This window comes from Microbacterium sp. NPDC055665 (assembly GCF_053618035.1).
This window is the reverse complement of sequence record NZ_JBSHGY010000003.1, coordinates 174760-190783: the sequence shown is the minus strand read 5'-3', so window position 1 is coordinate 190783 and position 16024 is coordinate 174760. Positions and strand designations below refer to the sequence as shown.

The following is a 16024-nucleotide window of genomic DNA, read 5'->3' as shown; positions in this document are numbered from 1 at the left end:
CCCGTCCGTCCCGGGGTTCCTCCGGCGTGCCCGGAATCACTCCACAACGAACAGATCCAACCCCAAGGAAGGCACCCGCACATGACCGATCAGAAGACCGTCAAGCAGCTGCGTCTCGGTCTCTTCGAGAACGCCCAGGCGAACGACTCCGGCACCGCGACCTGGCGGCACCCCGACAACGGCCGCTACCTGTTCGACAAGCTCGAGTACTGGCGCGACACCGCGCGCCTGGTCGAGGACGCCGGGTTCGACTTCCTGTTCCTCGCGGATGCCTGGGGCTGGGCCGACGTCGCGGGCGAGCGTCCGGACATCTGCTCCGTCGAGGGCCTCGATCTGCCGCGTCTCGACCCGGCGATCATCCTGGCCGCGCTCATCCCCGAGACCACGCGCCTGGGGCTGGTCGCCACCGGATCCACGCTGCTCGAGCCGCCCTACTCGTTCGCGCGCCGCATGGCGACCCTCGACATCCTCTCCGGCGGACGCATCGGCTGGAACGTGGTCACCACCGGCACCGCCGACACGGCGGTGCAGGGCTTCGGCGTGCCGATGGTCGGCCACGACGAGCGCTATCTGATGGCCGACGACTTCATGCAGGTCGTCTACAAGCTCTGGGAGCAGGCCTGGGAGGACGGGGCGCTGGAGCGCGACAAGTCCGGTCGCTTCGCCGACCCCTCCAAGGTGCACCGGATCGCACACGACGGCCCCTACTTCCGCTCGCACGGCTACGGCAACACGCAGCGCTCGCCGCAGGGCACCCCGGTGCTGTTCCAGGCCGGCGCATCGCCGGCTGGCCGCGAGTTCGGCGGCAAGCACGGTGAGGCGATCTTCGTGGGCAGCGGGTCGGTCGAGCAGCTCCGCGCGCACTCCTCGGCGATCCGCGAGGAGGCCGTGAAGAACGGCCGTGGAGCCGACGAGGTCAAGATCATGTCGGCGTTCGCCGCGATCGTCGGCAGCACAGAGGAAGAGGCGCAGCGCAAGTACGCCGAGGTCGCCGACGCGCAGAACCCCGACGTCACCGTCGCCTCCTACGCCTGGTTCACCGGCCTCGACCTGTCGGCCTACGCGCCGAACACGCCGATGTCCGAATTGAGCACCGAGCTGTCGCAGACGCAGGTCGCCCGCTTCGCCGACAAGACCGTCGGCGACGTGCTCGGAGACTGGCACGCGCACGGTGTCGGCGCCCGCCCGATCGTCGGGACCCCCGAGCAGGTGGCGGACCGGATGATCGAGCTCGCCGACGGCGCCGACCTCGACGGGTTCCTCTTCGCCCCCGTCATCCCGCCGGCATCGACCGTCGACTTCATCGAGCACGTGCTGCCGATCCTCAAGGAGCGCGGCGCGATCGTCGAGCCGTCGGCCGAGCCGCAGTCGCTGCGTGAGCGCCTGATCGGCACTCCGACGCCCGCACTCGCCGACTCGCACACCGGATCGCAGTACCGGCGGACGATGTCGCGTGTCTGACACCCTCATCGGTGTCGCCGTCGTGGGGAGCGCGAACCTCGACCTCGTGGTCGAGGTCTCGCGCCCCCCGCGCGTCGGCGAGACGCTCCTCGGTCGGGCGGGAGGCCGCTTCTCCGGAGGCAAGGGGCTGAATCAGGCCGTCGCATCCGCCCGCAGCGGAGCACCGACCCGATTCTGCGCGGTGGTCGGTGACGATGAGGCCGCTGACGTGCTGCTGCAGACCTTGACGGATGCCGGGGTGGGGGCGTCCGTGCGACGCAGTGCCACTGTTCCGACCGGCGTCGCCCACGTGTTGGCGTTCGACGATGGGGACAACAGCATCATCGTCGCGGCCGGCGCGAATGCGGAGCTGACGCCCGAAGATGCCGCGGCGGGAGTCACGGACGCGGCGGTCGTGCTCGCGCAACTGGAGGTGCCCGTCGCCAGCGTGGCTGCCGCGCTGCGGGCGGGCCGGATGGCCGGAGCGGTCACGGTCATCAATGCCGCCCCCGCGCACCGGGCAGCCATCGAGATGCTCCCGGATGTCGACGTACTGGTCGTCAACGAGACCGAATGCGCGGAGCTCGGCGGCATCGACGGATTGCACGCGTCGGGCGCGCAGACCGTCGTGCTCACCCAGGGGGCCGGGGGAGTGACGCTGCATCGCGCAGGGCAGGGCGCCGTGCACGTCGCCGCCTTCCGGATCGATCCGGTGGATACCACGGGGGCTGGTGATGCATTCTGCGGCGCGCTCGCCGCGGCCCTCGCGCAGGGTGAGGCCGTCGAGGCCGCCCTGGTCCGCGCCAACGCGGCCGGGGCGGTCGTCGCGCAGCATCGCGGCGCGACGACGCCGGAGCTCTCACCCGCATCGATCGCGGCGCTCGTGGCCTCGCGCTGAGTGGCTACTTCGAAGACGCGGCGTCGGTCGGTGCTGCACCCTCGGCGGCCTCGCCCGCGAATGTGTACTCGCCGGCGCGGAGTCGCTCCAGCAGGTCGAGCAGCCATTGCTTCTCGGCCGTGAGGCGGGCGGTGGAGAGGTCGAAGATCTCCCGCACGTACTTCGGGGTCGTCTCGGAACGCAGGGTGTCCTGCACGTCGAAGCCGTTCTGCGTGATGATCGCGTCGCTCTTGATGAGGCGGTGCTCGAGACCCGCGATCACCTCCTGGCGGCTCAGCACGAACATGAACGAGGCCACGGTCATGATCGCCTGCGTGTCGAAGGCTGCGACGTTCCAGAGGTTCTCGCGCAGCATTCGCTGCAGTTCCACCTCGCCTGCCGGAGTGATGCGGTACGTCGTGCGGGCGGGGCGCTTGCCCTCGGCCTCAGTGCCGCTCTCGGCTATGTAGCCGTCGACCTCGAGGGCGCGCAGGGCGTTGTAGATCGATCCGGGCTGGATGTGCGCCCATTCGTCGACGTGCCAGGTCATCAGCTCGCGGCGGAGGAAGTACCCGTGCACGGGCTGGAACTGCTTCACGGCGCCGAGGACGACGAGGCGGGTGGTCGACATGCCCCTCATGCTAACGGCTGGCATCGCAGATTCCTGTTGTTTGCATGATCAAAATTGCCTATTATCAAAACTAGTCAAAGTTGACTAACGAAAGGAAGCCGAAATGACGACTGCCGTGACCGACGCCCTGCCGCGCGACCTCGCCCTCCGCCGGGCCTTCTCGGTGTATCCGACCGGTGTCGTAGCCCTCGCCGCGCACATCGACGATCGAGCCGTCGGGATGGCGGTCAACTCCTTCACCTCGATCTCGCTCGAACCCGCACTCGTCGCCATCAGCGCGGCCCGCACCTCGAAGACCTGGCCGGTGCTGCGCACGGTGCCCGAGCTCGGGATGAGCGTGCTCGCTGCCCACCACGAGCCGCTCAGCCGCTCGCTCTCAGCGCGGGAAGGCGACAGGTTCGGCGGGCACGACTGGAAGCGCACCGATGGTGGGGCCGTGCTGATTTCGGATGCCGCGCTCTGGCTCACCTGCCGCCTGCACAGCACCTTCGACGGCGGGGACCACGAGATCGCCCTGTACGAGATCGGCGACATCACTCTGTTCGACGATGTCGAGCCACTCGTCTTCCACCAGAGTCGCTATCGGTCCATCGCAGGCTCCGAGAGAGCGTGAGCACTCCGCCGCTCCCGACCATCGTCGGCGTGGTCGTGCCCGGCGACGGGCGGGGGCGCGAGCTCGGCTTCCCGACGGCCAACCTGGCGCTCGACCTCGACGGCCTGCCTGCCGACGGGATCTACGCGGCATGGACGCGTATCGACGATGACCCCGAGGTCTGGCCGGCGAGCGTCAGCGTCGGGACGAATCCCACTTTCGCGGGCGACCGAGACAGGCGGGTCGAGGTGCACCTGCACGATGTGGATCTCGATCTGTACGGTCGGACACTGGCGGTCACGCTCGTCGCTCGTCTGCGCCCCACGCTGCACTTCGAGGGGATCGAGGCGCTGGTCTCGCAGAGCGAGGACGATGTCAGCCGGTGTCGTGTGCTCCTGGCCGGTCGCGATCGAGAGGGGGTACGTGACGCGTCGCGCTCGCGCGATCGCTGAGCGGAGGTGTGAGCGGGGGCCGAGCGGGAGTGAGTACTGTTTTACATTTCACTCCTGTGGTACTTTCACCGGATCACCCAACATCCGGAGGAATTCCCATGCTCGTTCGCCAGAAGACCACCTGCCTCGCATCCGCCGTCGTGGCGCTCACCCTGTCGCTCACGGGCGTATCGTCGGCCTCTGCTGCGACGGGTCACGCCGCATCGGAGGTCACTGCCGCGACGAGCTCCGGCGTGCACGCCGCGGCGCTCGGTGCCACTCTCGATCCGCGCCTCGCCTCCTCGACCGATCTGGATCTGCTGATGCTGATCATGACGGGGCGCGGGACCCTGGCCGATGCGTACCCCGAGCTGATCGCCGAACTCGGCATCACCGTCTCCGCTCAGTCGGAAGCGGACGCGATGGCACCCGTCGCCCAGCAATTCCTCGCCGTCTCGCCGGCGTTCTCCGCCAACTGGGCGCCCGCGATCAGGAGCACCGACCCGGCCGTGGTCGCCGAGGGCATCTCGGGGTTCATGACCGACTTCCTGGCCTACGTCCAGTCGTACTGCCGACCCTCGTGCACCGTCTGAACCGGGCATCCGGCCTCAGCCGTGCTCATGCCGACGCAGTCCCGGGCGGATCGTGCCGAGCGCGATCCTCGCGGCGACGTGCCTCCGTGCTCGCCGGTCCACCGGGGGCCGGAGGGCGGGGCACCCTCCAACGCGCCACGGTTCCCCGCTCCGTCTGCTGATCCAGCGTGAACGTGCCTCCGTGCAGCGCAGCGCGCTCGGCGAGGTTCTCCGTGCCGCCGGGGTCGCCGGGCGATGCGGCGACCCCCTTGCCGTCGTCCTGCACCGCGACGACCACCTCGTTCTCCGAGACGGTGAGGATGACCGCGCTGTTGCGAGCCCGCGCATGGTGGGCGACGTTGGCGAGGGCTTCGCGGACGACGGCGATCACGTCGTCGGCGAGTTTCCCGGTGACGACCGGATCGACCGGACCGACGAACGTGATCGTGGGTGCCGACGGCAGCGCGGGAGTCAGCTCCGTGATCACGTCGAGCACCCGCTTGCGCACCGGGCGGTCCTTGCGTTTCCCGTGGCGCGTACGGAGCGAGAAGATCCCCGACCGGATGTCGGTGATGGCGGCGTCGATCTCTGTGACGTGCTGCTCGAGCTCCTCCGCGTGGCCCGGCTGGGTGGCGGCGAACGCCTGCAGGCTCATTCCCGTCGCGAACAACCGTTGGATCACGTTGTCGTGCAGATCGCGGGCGATGCGGTTCCGCTCTTCGATGATGTCGAGCTGCTGCCGATCCTCCCGCGCCCAGGCGAGCGAGGTCGCCACACCGGCCTGGACGACGAAGTCGGAGATGGCATCGATCTCGCTCGGAGAGAAGCTGCCACCCGAGGCCCCACGAGTGACGCACAGAGCTCCGATCGCATGACCGGCAGCGACGAGCGGGACGGCCACGGTCGGCCCCGCGGCATCCTGGTTTCCGGCGAGGTTCGTGTGCGTGGCTTCGTCGGTGAGTCGTCCGCTCGACATGTTCCCGCTCGCGATCGCGCTCGCGGCGATCGACGTCTCCGCAGGGAGTACTCCGTGCTCGAAGGCAGCGGACAGCGGCCCATGAGCCGCGTCGATGCGGAGGTGGTCGGCGTCCGCATGGACGACGACCGTGACGAGGTCGCAGGACACGACGTGGGTGACGCATTCGGCGATGACGTCCAGGATGTCTTCGCGCTCCGGGGTCAGCAGGGCGGTGCGGAGATCGGACAGCGCCCGACTCAGCCGCCTTTGACGGCGGGCTTCCTCGTGCTCGCGCGCATTGCGGATCGTGAGGCCAGCCGTCGCCGCCAAGGATCCGATGAGCTCTTCATCCTCGAGTGTGAAGACCCCTGTGCGGCGGTTCGTCAGCACGAGGACGCCGCACACCTCGCCCTGCGACCGGATCGGGACCCCGAGGAAACCCTCCCGGGGCGGATGATGCACGGGAAAGCCCGGGGACCGAGGATCATCGCTCAACTTGTTCAGTCGGATGGTACGGCCGCTGTCGAGCACGGCGTTGACCAGACTGCCCGGTTCCGGCAGGTCGGCGATCGTCTGCGCGCTTCCCTTGTCCACGCCCACATGGACGAAACGCTCGACGGCTCCGGCCGCATCGATCACGATGAGAGCTCCGTCGCGCGCTTCGATGAGATCAGCGGCCGCGCGGACGATCCGGTTGAGAGTCCTGTCGGCATCGGGTTCGGGGCCGGATGCATCCGGCGTGGAGTCGTGAAGGCCGCGAAGCTGGCGGCGAGTGGCGAGGAGCCGGGTGGCGCGTGTCACGGGAGCATCGTTCCCGTCGTCCTGCTGATGGCGGGGCGTGATATGCGTTTGTGTCGGCATCTGTCCTGCATCCCTCCACCTTCCCCGGAGACCGACCGGTCTGCAACGCTCAGCCGGTATATGGCAGACGCGTCGCCGACCGCGTACGCGACCGGCGACCCGCGTACCCGATCGGCGGGGACCATGGTCCCCACTTATGCGACGACAGGGCCGTTAGGGTGCCAGGGGCGCCGACGGGCGACCCCGGACGAGCGGCCGGCAGGAACAGGAGCGAGTGGGCGATGACGGCAGTGTTCCTTGTCGATGATCATGAGATGGTGCGAAGGGGCGTCGCCGGTGTGATCCAGGCGACCCCGGACCTCGAGGTCGTCGGGGAGGCGGGAGCCTGCCGGGAGGCGACGCGACGGATCGCGGCCACGCTTCCTGACGTCGTGGTGCTCGATGTGCACCTCCCCGACGGCAGCGGGATCGACCTGTGCCGCGCGATCCGACAGAGGCACCCTGCGATGCGGTGCCTGATCCTCACGGCCTATGACGACGATGACGCGGTGATCGCGGCCGTTATGGCCGGCGCCGACGGTCATCTCCTCAAGACCGTCCGTGCGGCGGACCTGCCGGATGCGGTGCGCGCTGTCGCTGCGGGCCGCCGGTTGCTCGACCCGGCGGCGGTGCGTCGAGCGACCGGGCAGGTCACTCCCGGATCGACTGATTCGGCCGATCCGCGATTCGCGTCCCTGAGCCTGCGCGAACGGCAGATCCTCGCGCTCATCGCCGATGCGCTGACGAACCGACAGATCGCGGACCGTCTGGGTCTCGCCGAGAAGACGATCAAGAACTACGTCACGTCGATGCTCGGGAAGCTCGGATTCACCCACCGGACCCAGGCGGCGGTCTTCGAGCTCTCGCGGATCCATGACGACGGCTGACGGTCGAGGGACGAAGGGCCCTACGGCCGTCTTCCTCCTGAGCGAGGGTGGCAGAGGGCGATCGACGCCCGACGAAGGGGCGAGACCGTGAGCAGTGTGATCCACAGCGAATCCGCTGGGCTGCGCACGATCGGGATGAAGGGCGGCGCGAACGGATATGGGGGCGTTCGACCGGTGATGGGGACTGCGCGGTCGGCCAGGGGGAGCCGTCCGAGTGGTCGCGGGGCCGTACGGGTGGCTGTGGGAGCCGCGCGGATGGCTGTCCGGGGTCGCGGACGGCGGGGGAGCCGTCCTGGGGATGTGGACGGCTGTGGGAGTCGTCCGGGGATGGAACGGGTGGCTGTGGGGGCTGTCCGGCAGCGAGGGGCGGGGAGGGCGCCCGCCCCTCGCTGATCGCCCGCGCGGGCCGGTGCAGGTGTCAATCCCGGGCGGTCTGCAGGAGCGTCCACAGCTCGGCGCGAGCGGGGAACGTCGACAGATCGATGTCGAGCAGGCCGCTCGCCTGCGCGATGCGGGAGCGCAGGGTGTGCCGATGCACGCCGAGGGTGGCGGCTGCGGCTTCGGCCCGGGCATCGTGTTCCAGCCAGGTGCGCAGTGAACGCTCCAGCTCGGCGCCGGTGCGGACGTCATGCTCGCGCAGCGGCGCGAGCCGGGACTCCGCGACGAGACGAGCCTCATCGGTGGCGAGCGCGGTGAGGATGTGGGAGCCCACCGTCTCGGAGTACCGCGCCACCCCGTGCGTCCCCTGCTGGCGGAGCGCCGTGAGAGCCTGTGCATGCGCACGGGCGAACGAGTCGTAGGCGTCGGGGTCGGAGACGCCGATGCGGATGCCGAAACGGGTGGCGACCTCGTCGAGCAGGGCATCCTCGCCGGCGGAGATGCACATCGTCACGCCGTCCGCGGACTCGGCGAGGAAGACCGGGGTGCCGTGTTCGGCGCGGTGCCGCTCCCACCAGTCGGAAAGCGGGCCGGCGGGGGCATCCGCGGTGACGGCCACGACGATCGGGGCAGGAGGCAGACCGCCCAGCACCCTCCGCGCCAGGGTGGGGTCGTCGGTGAGCAGCGACCCGAGCAGCTGGGCGTGCAGCCGCCGCCGGCTCCTGGCGAGCTGCTCGCTCTGCTCCATCGCGAGTCCGGCCATCGCGATCACCGAGGTGACCACCGAGCGTGCCTCGGGGTCGAGCGCGTCGACCGCCAGGGCGAGCACCCCGCGCAGGTGGCCCCCGCGCCCCACGGTGAACAGCATGAAGGTGCTCTCCCCGAGAGTGAGGGACTGCCCTGCCTCGAGACCGCGGGTGAGGATGTCCATCACACGCTCGCCCAGTGCGTCGCGGACCGCGGCATCCAATCGGTCGCGAGGATGCGAGGCGATCACCGCTCCCGCCGCGTCGAACATGCCCGCCCAGACCCCCAGTCGTCGTCCGAGCTCTGCGATGGTCGCTTCGAGTCCGCTCGGGCGCAGCGCCGCGAGTGCGAGTGCGCGCTGGGCGTCCAGTGCCCACGACCGGCGCGAGTACGCCTGGGCGGCGATCGCCTCGGCGTGTGCGCGGGCGACAGCGATGAACGGGGTGCGATACGGCACCGAGAACAGGGGGATCCCTCTCTCCGCGCAAGCGACGACGAGCTCCTCCGGAATGCCGGAGCGGTGCACCTCGGTGCCGAAGCCGAGTCCGAGGATGCCGCGATCGGCGAGGCGGGCGACATACGTGTCGATGTCGACGGCGTCGTCGAACTGGGTGCCGGTGGTCAGCAGCGCCAGGTCCTCGGAGAGGAACGGGGTCGGATCGGCGAGATCCGAGCTGTGCACCCAGCGCAGCGGGCGGTCGAGCGCGCCTTCCGGCAGGTCGTCCTCGAGCGGCACGAGCACGAGCCCGAGATCGCGACGGTGAAGCAGCGCCCGCAGGGTCGGATGTTCAGTGACGGCCATGACCGATCTCCCGGATGTACAGTGTGGCGAAGAGCCTGCTTAGATTGTACAAGTCGGCGAGTGCGAGGGTCTCGGTCGCGGCCGTACGCTCGCGAACATGGCACTCCTCGACACCGCAGCACCCGCAGTCCCTCTCGGTGGACCCGACCTCCCGCAGGAGCGTCGCCTGGTCACGGACCTTCCCGGCCCTCGCTCGGCCGAGATCCTCGCACGCAAGGCCGATGCCGTCGCAGCCGGTGTGGGCCACACCGTGCCGATCGCGGCCGTGGCCGCCGGCGGCGGAGTGATCGTCGACGCCGACGGCAACTCGCTCATCGACCTCGGCTCCGGCATCGCGGTGACCACGGTCGGCAACGCGCACCCGAAGGTCGCCGCAGCCGTGGCGGCGCAGGCCGCGCAGTTCACCCACACCTGCTTCATGATCTCGCCCTACGAGTCGTACGTCGGCGTCGCCGAGGCCCTCAACCGCGTCACCCCCGGTGACTTCGCGAAGAAGAGCGCCCTGTTCAACTCGGGAGCAGAGGCCGTCGAGAACGCGATCAAGATCGCCCGCAAGCACACCGGCCGTCAGGCGGTCGTCGCCTTCGACCACGGCTACCACGGCCGCACGAACCTGACCATGGCGCTCACCGCCAAGTCGATGCCGTACAAGAGCGGTTTCGGCCCGTTCGCCCCCGAGGTGTACCGCGCTCCGATGTCGTACCCGTTCCGCGACGGGCTCGACGGCCGCGAGGCTGCCGCCCGCGTCATCCTCCAGCTCGAGAAGCAGATCGGCGCCGACAACCTCGCCGCGGTCATCATCGAGCCGATCCAGGGCGAGGGCGGCTTCATCGTCCCGGCCGACGGCTTCCTGCCGGCGATCGTCGACTGGTGCCGCGCGAACGGCGTCGTCTTCATCGCCGACGAGGTGCAGACCGGCTTCGCCCGCACCGGGCACATGTTCGCGAGCGAGATCTTCGGCATCGAGCCCGACCTGATCACCACGGCAAAGGGCATCGCCGGCGGCCTCCCGCTCGCGGCGGTCACCGGTCGCTCCGAGATCATGGACGCCTCGCACTCCGGCGGCCTCGGCGGCACCTACGGCGGCAACCCGATCGCCTGCGCCGCCGCCCTCGCGTCCATCGACGTGTTCGAGAACGACGGCGTGATCGAGCGCGCCCGGGAGATCGGCGTGATCCTCACGGAGCGTCTCACCGCGATCCAGCAGAACGACCCGCGCGTCGGCGACGTCCGCGGACACGGTGCGATGATCGCCGCCGAGTTCGTCGATCCCGAGACCAAGGCTCCGGATGCCGCCCTCACGGCCGCCGTCGCGAAGGCGTGCATCGCCCAGGGCGTCGTCGTCCTCACCTGCGGAACCTACGGGAACGTCATCCGCTTCCTCCCCCCGCTCTCGATCGGCGACGATCTGCTGAACGAGGGACTCGACATCGTCGCCGCGGCGCTCGCCGCGGCCTGACACCCCTGTCCGGTCGCGACCCCGATCGGGGGATTTCGGGTCGCGACCGGCACTACTTCCCCCAACGAAGGAGTTGCAGATGGCTGAGATCACTCGCGACGTACTGATCGTCGGTGCCGGAGCCGCAGGGCTCACGGCGGCGAACGACCTCCGCAAGGCCGGCCTGTCGGTCGCCGTGCTGGAGGCCCGCGACCGCGTCGGCGGGCGCCTGTGGACCGACGTCATCGAGGGCGCCATGCTCGAGATCGGCGGCCAGTGGGTCTCGCCCGACCAGGACGCGCTCAAGGACACGATCGAGGAGCTGGGGCTCGAGACGTACAGCCGCTACCGCGAAGGCGACAGCGTCTACGTCGGCCCCGACGGACAGGCACACCGCTTCACCGGCGAGATGTTCCCGGTGGCGCCGGAGACCGAGGCCGAGATCGCCAGGATCACCGAGATCCTCGACGCGCTGGTCGCCGAGATCGACCCGGACCGTCCCTGGGCCCACCCCAACGCCGAAGACTGGGACACGATCACCTGGGACGCCTGGCTGCGCTCGCAGACCGACGACGACGAGGCCGTGCGCAACCTGGCCTTCGCCACGGGGTCGGCGATGCTCACCAAGCCCACGCACTCCTTCTCGCTGCTGCAGTCGCTGCTGATGGCGGCATCCGCCGGGTCGTACTCGAACCTCGTCGACGCGGACTTCATCCTCGACAAGCGCGTGGTCGGCGGACTGCAGCAGGTTCCGCTGCGGCTCGCGGAGCGCCTCGGCGACGACGTGCTGCTGAACCAGCCCGTGCGCAGCCTGGAATGGTCGGACCCTTCGACGGGCTCAGGGACCCAGGCTGTGGTGGCCACCACCGACGAGCACACGGTGCGCGCCCGCCACGCGATCCTCGCGCACGCGCCGGTGCTCTACAGCCGCATCGCGTTCGACCCGCCGCTGCCGCGCCGACAGCACCAGTTGCACCAGCACCTGTCGATGGGGTTCGTCATCAAGGTGCACGCCGTGTACGACCGGCCGTTCTGGCGCGAGCAGGGCCTCAGCGGCACCGCCTTCAGCCCGTACGAGCTCTCGCACGAGGCCTATGACAACACCAACCACGGCGACGAGCGCGGCACCCTCGTCGGCTTCGTCTCCGATGCCAACGCCGACGGCGTGTTCGAGCTCTCGGCCGAGGAGCGCAAGGAGCGCATCCTCGAGTCGCTCTCGCACTACTACGGCCCCGAGGCCAAGAACCCCGTCGTCTACTACGAGAGCGACTGGGGCAGCGAGGAGTGGACGCGGGGCGCATACGCCGCGAGCTTCGACATGGGGGGCCTGCACCGCTACGGCGCCGACCTCCGCACCGCGGTCGGGCCGATCCACTTCGCCTGCAGCGACATGGCCGGCGCCGGATACCAGCACGTCGACGGGGCGATCCGCATGGGTCACCTCGTGGCATCGAACATCGTCGACGCGAGCCGTGACACGGGCTCCGCTGAGAGCGGCAGCTGATGACCGGCTCTGTCGTCGTCGGATACACGGCGACGGATGCGGGAGCGGATGCCGCGGCGCTCGGCGCCCGGCTCGCCCGCAGCCTCGGTGCGACCCTGCACCTCGTGATCGTGCTGCCGAACGAGGGCACGCGCAGTGCGGCCGTTCCGCCCGAGCGCGCGTATGAGGAGCACCTCAGATCGCAGGCGAGGAAGTGGCTCGCGGACGCTGTGGTCCGGCTCCCTCAGGAGCTCACCCGCAGCGGTCACGTGCGCTTCGCCGAGTCGTTCGCCGAGGGGCTGATCGCCGCCGGTGAGGAATTCGGCGCGCGGGTGATCGTCATCGGCGCCGCGGGCGGGGGCATCTTCGGCCGTCACCGGCTCGGCAGCGTCGCCTCCGAGCTGCTGCACTCGTCGACCATCCCCGTCGCGCTCGCACCCGTCGGTGTCGCCCAGCAGGACGATCACGTCCTGCCGCGCGTCACGGTCGCCGTCGGCTCCCGGCCGGGTGCCGATGCCCTCCTCGACGAGGCCGTCGCGCTCGCGGCGGACAGCGGCGTCGACCTGCGGCTCGTGTCCCTCGTGCCCTTCGACGTGCCCCCGGGACTCGACACCGGAGCGATCCGCACGGTCGGTGACACGCACGGCCAGGAGGTGCTCGCGGTCGCGTCGGAACTGCTGCCCGACGGCCGTTCCGCCGCGGTCGAACAGGCACCGGGCGACTCCGTCGAAGACGCCGTCGCCCACCTCTCCTGGCTTCCGGGCGAGGTCGTCCTGGTCGGCTCCAGCAGGCTGGCGCAACCGCGCCGTCTGTTCCTGGGCTCCACGGCGGCGAAGATGCTGCACGAGCTGCCCGTTCCCATGATCGTCGTCCCGCGTACCCGCAACGAAGCAGGAGACCGCTGATGAGCAGCACGAACCGGGCGACGGAGCCCGAATCCGGTGTCACGACCGGCATCTCCACCAAAGGTCTGAGCGCCGGAACGGTCGGCCTGATCGGCGCGGTCGTGATCGGCATCTCGTGCATCGCCCCCGCCTACACCTTCACCGCCGCCGTCGGCCCCACGGCATCCGAGGTCGGAGCCCAGATCCCGGCGATCATCCTCGTCGGCTTCATCCCGATGCTCCTCGTCGCCTTCGGCTACCGCGAGCTCAACAACCGGATGCCGGACTCCGGCACGTCCTTCACCTGGGCGGCCCGCGCGTTCGGCCCGTGGGTCGGCTGGATGGCCGGCTGGGGTCTGGTCGTCGCGACGATCCTGGTGCTGTCGAACCTCGCCGGCGTCGCGGTCGATTTCCTCTTCCTTCTGCTGTCGCAGATCACCGGAAATCCGGAGATCGGCGACCTCGCCGGTGTCACCTGGATCAACATCGGCGTCTGCCTGCTGTTCATGCTCGGGGCGACGTGGATCTCATATCGCGACATGCAGACGACGCAGAAGCTGCAGTACTGGCTCGTCAGCTTCCAGATCCTCGTGCTGGTGTTCTTCGCCGTCGCTGCCATCGTGCAGGCGGTGAACGGCAACGGCTTCGACTACCAGCCGTTCGACCTGAACTGGTTCAACCCGTTCGCGATCTCCTCCTTCAGCGCGGTCGCCGCCGGTCTCTCGCTCTCGATCTTCATCTTCTGGGGCTGGGACGTCACGCTCACCATGAACGAGGAGACCAAGGACCCTGAGAAGACGCCGGGCCGCGCGGCCACCGTGACGGTGCTGACGATCGTCTCGCTGTACCTGCTGCTCGCGGTCGCGATGATCATGTTCGCCGGCGTCGGCACCGGGGCGCTGGGGCTCGGCAACGAAGACATCCAGGAGAACGTTTTCTTCCACCTCTCCGGACCGATCCTCGGACCGCTGGCCTTCCTGGTGTCGCTGGCGGTGTTGACCAGCTCGGCGTCGTCGCTGCAGTCCACGTTCGTGGGTCCCGCGCGGACCCTGCTGGCGATGGGGCACTACGGCGCCCTGCCGAAGGCGTTCGCGAGGGTCAGCCCCCGCTTCTTCACCCCCGGGTACGCGACCATCGTCTCGGCGATCGTGGCCTCCGCGTTCTACGCCGTGATGCGCGTCGTCAGCGAGGACACCCTGTGGGACACCATCCTCACCCTCGGCATGATGATCTGCTTCTACTACGGGATCACCGCGTTCGCGTGCGTCTGGTACTTCCGCAAGCAGTGGTTCGACTCGACGCGGAACTTCTTCTTCACGTTCCTCTTCCCGCTCGTCGGCGGCGCGATCCTCGCGGTGCTGTTCTTCACGACGCTGATCGACTCGATGGACCCGGAGTACGGCTCCGGATCGCAGATCGGCGGCGTCGGCATCGTCTTCATCCTCGGGATGCTGATCATCGTCGTCGGCATCGCGGTCATGATCTGGAACGCGGTCCGTCGGCCCGCTTTCTTCCGCGGCCAGACGCTGGGCATCGACGCACCGCCCAGCCGACGCAAGCGCGCATAGCCCTCCTCACAGAAAGAGAATCATGAGCACTCAGACCGAACAGGCGCTCCTCGACAGCATCCCCACCGGCCTCTTCATCGGCGGTCAGTGGATCGACGGCGAGACCGGCGGCACCTTCGACGTGCAGGACCCGGCGACGGGCTCCGTGATCCGGACCATCGCCGACGCGACACCGGCCGACGGCATCCGTGCCCTCGATGCCGCGGTCGCCGCTCAGGACGAGTGGGCGGCCACCGCGCCGCGCGTCCGCAGCGAGATCCTCCGCAAGGCGTTCGACCTCGTGCAGGAGCACAAGGAGGATCTGGCGCTGCTCATGACGCTCGAGATGGGCAAGCCGCTCGCGGAAGCCCGCGGCGAGGTCGTCTACGGCGGCGAGTTCCTGCGCTGGTTCAGCGAGGAGGCCGTGCGCATCAGCGGCCGCTACGGCATCAACCCCGAGGGCACCGGCCACATGGTCGTGTCGCAGCGTCCGGTGGGCCCGTCGTTCTTCGTGACGCCGTGGAACTTCCCCTTCGCGATGGCCACCCGCAAGATCGCCCCGGCACTCGCGGCGGGTTGCACGGTCGTCATCAAGCCCCCGGCACTGACCCCGTTGACGACGATCTTCTTCGTCTCGCTGCTCGAGAAGGCAGGGCTCCCTGCCGGTGTCGTCAACGTCGTGCAGACGTCGAAGTCCAGCGCGCTGTCCGCCCCGATCATCGCCGACCCGCGTCTGCGCAAGCTCTCCTTCACCGGATCGACCGAGGTCGGACGCAAGCTCATCGCGCAGGCGGCCGAGGGCGTGCTGCGCGTGTCGATGGAGCTCGGCGGCAACGCGCCGTTCGTGGTGTTCGACGACGCCGACCTGGACAAGGCCGTGGAGGGTGCACTCGCCGCGAAGTTCCGCAACATCGGCCAGGCGTGCACCGCGGCCAACCGCTTCATCGTGCACAAGGACGTCGCGGGTGAGTTCGCCAAGCGGGTCACCGAGCGGGTCAACGGGATGAAGATCGGCCGCGGCACCGAAGAGGGCGTCGCGATCGGACCGCTCATCGACGCGGATGCCGTCGCCAAGGCGGGCGAGCTCGTCGGTGACGCCGTGGACCGCGGTGCGACGCTGCTCGCCGGCGGCAAGGCCGTCGAGGGCACCGGCACGTTCTACGAGCCCACCGTGCTCACCGACGTGGTCGCGGGCAGTGCCATCCTCCGCGAGGAGATCTTCGGCCCGGTGCTGGCGATCGCGACCTTCGAGACCGAGGACGAGGCCGTGCACCTCGCGAACGACACCGAGTACGGACTCGTGTCGTACGTGTTCACCGAGAACCTGCAGCGCGGCCAGCGGATGATCGACAAGCTCGAGACGGGCATGATGGGACTCAACGTGGGCGTGGTCTCCAACGCCGCGGCCCCCTTCGGCGGCGTCAAGCAGTCCGGCGTCGGCCGCGAGGGCGGGTTCGAGGGCATCCACGAGTACCTGTCCACCAAGTACACGCTGATCCCGGTCTCCTGACCGAGCA

The 16024-nt window shown here is 69.4% G+C and carries 14 protein-coding genes; 11 read left to right on the top strand and 3 right to left on the bottom strand.

Annotation, left to right across the window (positions count from 1 at the left end):
- Positions 1 to 81: 81 nt before the first annotated feature.
- Together ACWGO6_RS10170 and ACWGO6_RS10165 are read left to right on the top strand one after the other, a co-directional pair.
- A complete protein-coding gene (locus ACWGO6_RS10170) occupies positions 82 to 1461 on the top strand; it encodes an NtaA/DmoA family FMN-dependent monooxygenase (protein ID WP_452326626.1) in 1380 nt (459 codons plus the stop codon).
- Positions 1454 to 2338: a ribokinase gene (locus ACWGO6_RS10165; RefSeq protein ID WP_452326625.1), complete on the top strand. Its 885-nt coding sequence runs from the start codon at positions 1454 to 1456 to the stop codon at positions 2336 to 2338. Before ACWGO6_RS10170 ends, ACWGO6_RS10165 begins: the two co-directional genes overlap by 8 nt.
- Positions 2339 to 2342: 4 nt before the next feature.
- On the opposite strand, the gene ACWGO6_RS10160 is transcribed toward ACWGO6_RS10165, so the two are convergent.
- Positions 2343 to 2948 carry a PadR family transcriptional regulator gene (locus ACWGO6_RS10160; protein WP_452326624.1) on the bottom strand — a complete coding sequence of 202 codons (606 nt, stop codon included), beginning with the start codon at positions 2946 to 2948 and terminating at the stop codon, positions 2343 to 2345.
- 103 nt (positions 2949 to 3051) lie between these two features.
- Here ACWGO6_RS10160 and ACWGO6_RS10155 point away from each other — a divergent pair, with 103 nt between their 5' ends.
- The 3 genes from ACWGO6_RS10155 to ACWGO6_RS10145 all read left to right on the top strand — a co-directional run bounded on the left by ACWGO6_RS10155 (position 3052) and on the right by ACWGO6_RS10145 (position 4564).
- Positions 3052 to 3561 (top strand): flavin reductase family protein, encoded by a 510-nt coding sequence (locus ACWGO6_RS10155; RefSeq protein ID WP_452326623.1) that lies wholly within the window; start codon positions 3052 to 3054, stop codon positions 3559 to 3561.
- On the top strand, positions 3558 to 3992 hold the full coding sequence (locus ACWGO6_RS10150; RefSeq protein ID WP_452326622.1) for a riboflavin kinase: 435 nt from the start codon (positions 3558 to 3560) through the stop codon (positions 3990 to 3992). The genes ACWGO6_RS10155 and ACWGO6_RS10150 overlap by 4 nt, the downstream gene beginning before the upstream one ends.
- A gap of 98 nt (positions 3993 to 4090) precedes the next feature.
- Complete coding sequence (locus tag ACWGO6_RS10145; protein ID WP_136040710.1) at positions 4091 to 4564, top strand: hypothetical protein; 474 nt, start codon at positions 4091 to 4093, stop codon at positions 4562 to 4564.
- A 25-nt stretch (positions 4565 to 4589) separates the two neighbouring features.
- On the opposite strand, the gene ACWGO6_RS10140 is transcribed toward ACWGO6_RS10145, so the two are convergent.
- Entirely contained in the window at positions 4590 to 6302 is a 1713-nt protein-coding gene (locus tag ACWGO6_RS10140) for a GAF domain-containing protein (RefSeq protein ID WP_452326621.1), read from the bottom strand.
- Positions 6303 to 6583: 281 nt separating this feature from the next.
- Between ACWGO6_RS10140 and ACWGO6_RS10135 the strand changes: the two genes are divergently transcribed.
- Positions 6584 to 7228, top strand: coding sequence for a response regulator (locus tag ACWGO6_RS10135; RefSeq protein ID WP_136040708.1), 645 nt, complete (start codon positions 6584 to 6586; stop codon positions 7226 to 7228).
- Positions 7229 to 7646: 418 nt separating this feature from the next.
- Here the strand turns inward: ACWGO6_RS10135 and ACWGO6_RS10130 are convergent, their stop codons facing one another.
- A complete protein-coding gene (locus ACWGO6_RS10130; RefSeq protein ID WP_136040707.1) occupies positions 7647 to 9155 on the bottom strand; it encodes a PucR family transcriptional regulator in 1509 nt (502 codons plus the stop codon).
- A 97-nt stretch (positions 9156 to 9252) separates the two neighbouring features.
- Here ACWGO6_RS10130 and gabT point away from each other — a divergent pair, with 97 nt between their 5' ends.
- The 5 genes from gabT (at position 9253) to ACWGO6_RS10105 (ending at position 16017) form a co-directional block, all read left to right on the top strand.
- A complete protein-coding gene (gene gabT, locus ACWGO6_RS10125) occupies positions 9253 to 10614 on the top strand; it encodes a 4-aminobutyrate--2-oxoglutarate transaminase (protein ID WP_136040705.1) in 1362 nt (453 codons plus the stop codon).
- Between the two features lie 79 nt (positions 10615 to 10693).
- Positions 10694 to 12097: a flavin monoamine oxidase family protein gene (locus ACWGO6_RS10120; RefSeq protein ID WP_452326620.1), complete on the top strand. Its 1404-nt coding sequence runs from the start codon at positions 10694 to 10696 to the stop codon at positions 12095 to 12097.
- Positions 12097 to 12981 carry a universal stress protein gene (locus ACWGO6_RS10115; RefSeq protein ID WP_376100621.1) on the top strand — a complete coding sequence of 295 codons (885 nt, stop codon included), beginning with the start codon at positions 12097 to 12099 and terminating at the stop codon, positions 12979 to 12981. The genes ACWGO6_RS10120 and ACWGO6_RS10115 overlap by 1 nt, the downstream gene beginning before the upstream one ends.
- Positions 12981 to 14528: an APC family permease gene (locus ACWGO6_RS10110; protein WP_136040701.1), complete on the top strand. Its 1548-nt coding sequence runs from the start codon at positions 12981 to 12983 to the stop codon at positions 14526 to 14528. The genes ACWGO6_RS10115 and ACWGO6_RS10110 overlap by 1 nt, the downstream gene beginning before the upstream one ends.
- A gap of 22 nt (positions 14529 to 14550) precedes the next feature.
- The gene (locus tag ACWGO6_RS10105) at positions 14551 to 16017 is read left to right on the top strand and encodes an NAD-dependent succinate-semialdehyde dehydrogenase (protein WP_136040700.1); all 1467 of its coding nucleotides are present in this window, start codon (positions 14551 to 14553) and stop codon (positions 16015 to 16017) included.
- Positions 16018 to 16024: the final 7 nt, after the last annotated feature.

Bases quoted from the DNA above. Each gene is read 5' to 3' on its own strand.
- ACWGO6_RS10130 (WP_136040707.1), bottom strand. From the start codon at position 9,155: ATGGCCGTCACTGAACATCCGACCCTGCGGGCGCTGCTTCACCGTCGC.
- ACWGO6_RS10160 (WP_452326624.1), bottom strand. From the start codon at position 2,948: ATGTCGACCACCCGCCTCGTCGTCCTCGGCGCCGTGAAGCAGTTCCAG.
- ACWGO6_RS10120 (WP_452326620.1), top strand. From the start codon at position 10,694: ATGGCTGAGATCACTCGCGACGTACTGATCGTCGGTGCCGGAGCCGCA.
- ACWGO6_RS10115 (WP_376100621.1), top strand. From the start codon at position 12,097: ATGACCGGCTCTGTCGTCGTCGGATACACGGCGACGGATGCGGGAGCG.
- ACWGO6_RS10170 (WP_452326626.1), top strand. From the start codon at position 82: ATGACCGATCAGAAGACCGTCAAGCAGCTGCGTCTCGGTCTCTTCGAG.
- ACWGO6_RS10145 (WP_136040710.1), top strand. From the start codon at position 4,091: ATGCTCGTTCGCCAGAAGACCACCTGCCTCGCATCCGCCGTCGTGGCG.
- ACWGO6_RS10135 (WP_136040708.1), top strand. From the start codon at position 6,584: ATGACGGCAGTGTTCCTTGTCGATGATCATGAGATGGTGCGAAGGGGC.
- ACWGO6_RS10155 (WP_452326623.1), top strand. From the start codon at position 3,052: ATGACGACTGCCGTGACCGACGCCCTGCCGCGCGACCTCGCCCTCCGC.
- ACWGO6_RS10110 (WP_136040701.1), top strand. From the start codon at position 12,981: ATGAGCAGCACGAACCGGGCGACGGAGCCCGAATCCGGTGTCACGACC.
- ACWGO6_RS10105 (WP_136040700.1), top strand. From the start codon at position 14,551: ATGAGCACTCAGACCGAACAGGCGCTCCTCGACAGCATCCCCACCGGC.
- gabT (WP_136040705.1), top strand. From the start codon at position 9,253: ATGGCACTCCTCGACACCGCAGCACCCGCAGTCCCTCTCGGTGGACCC.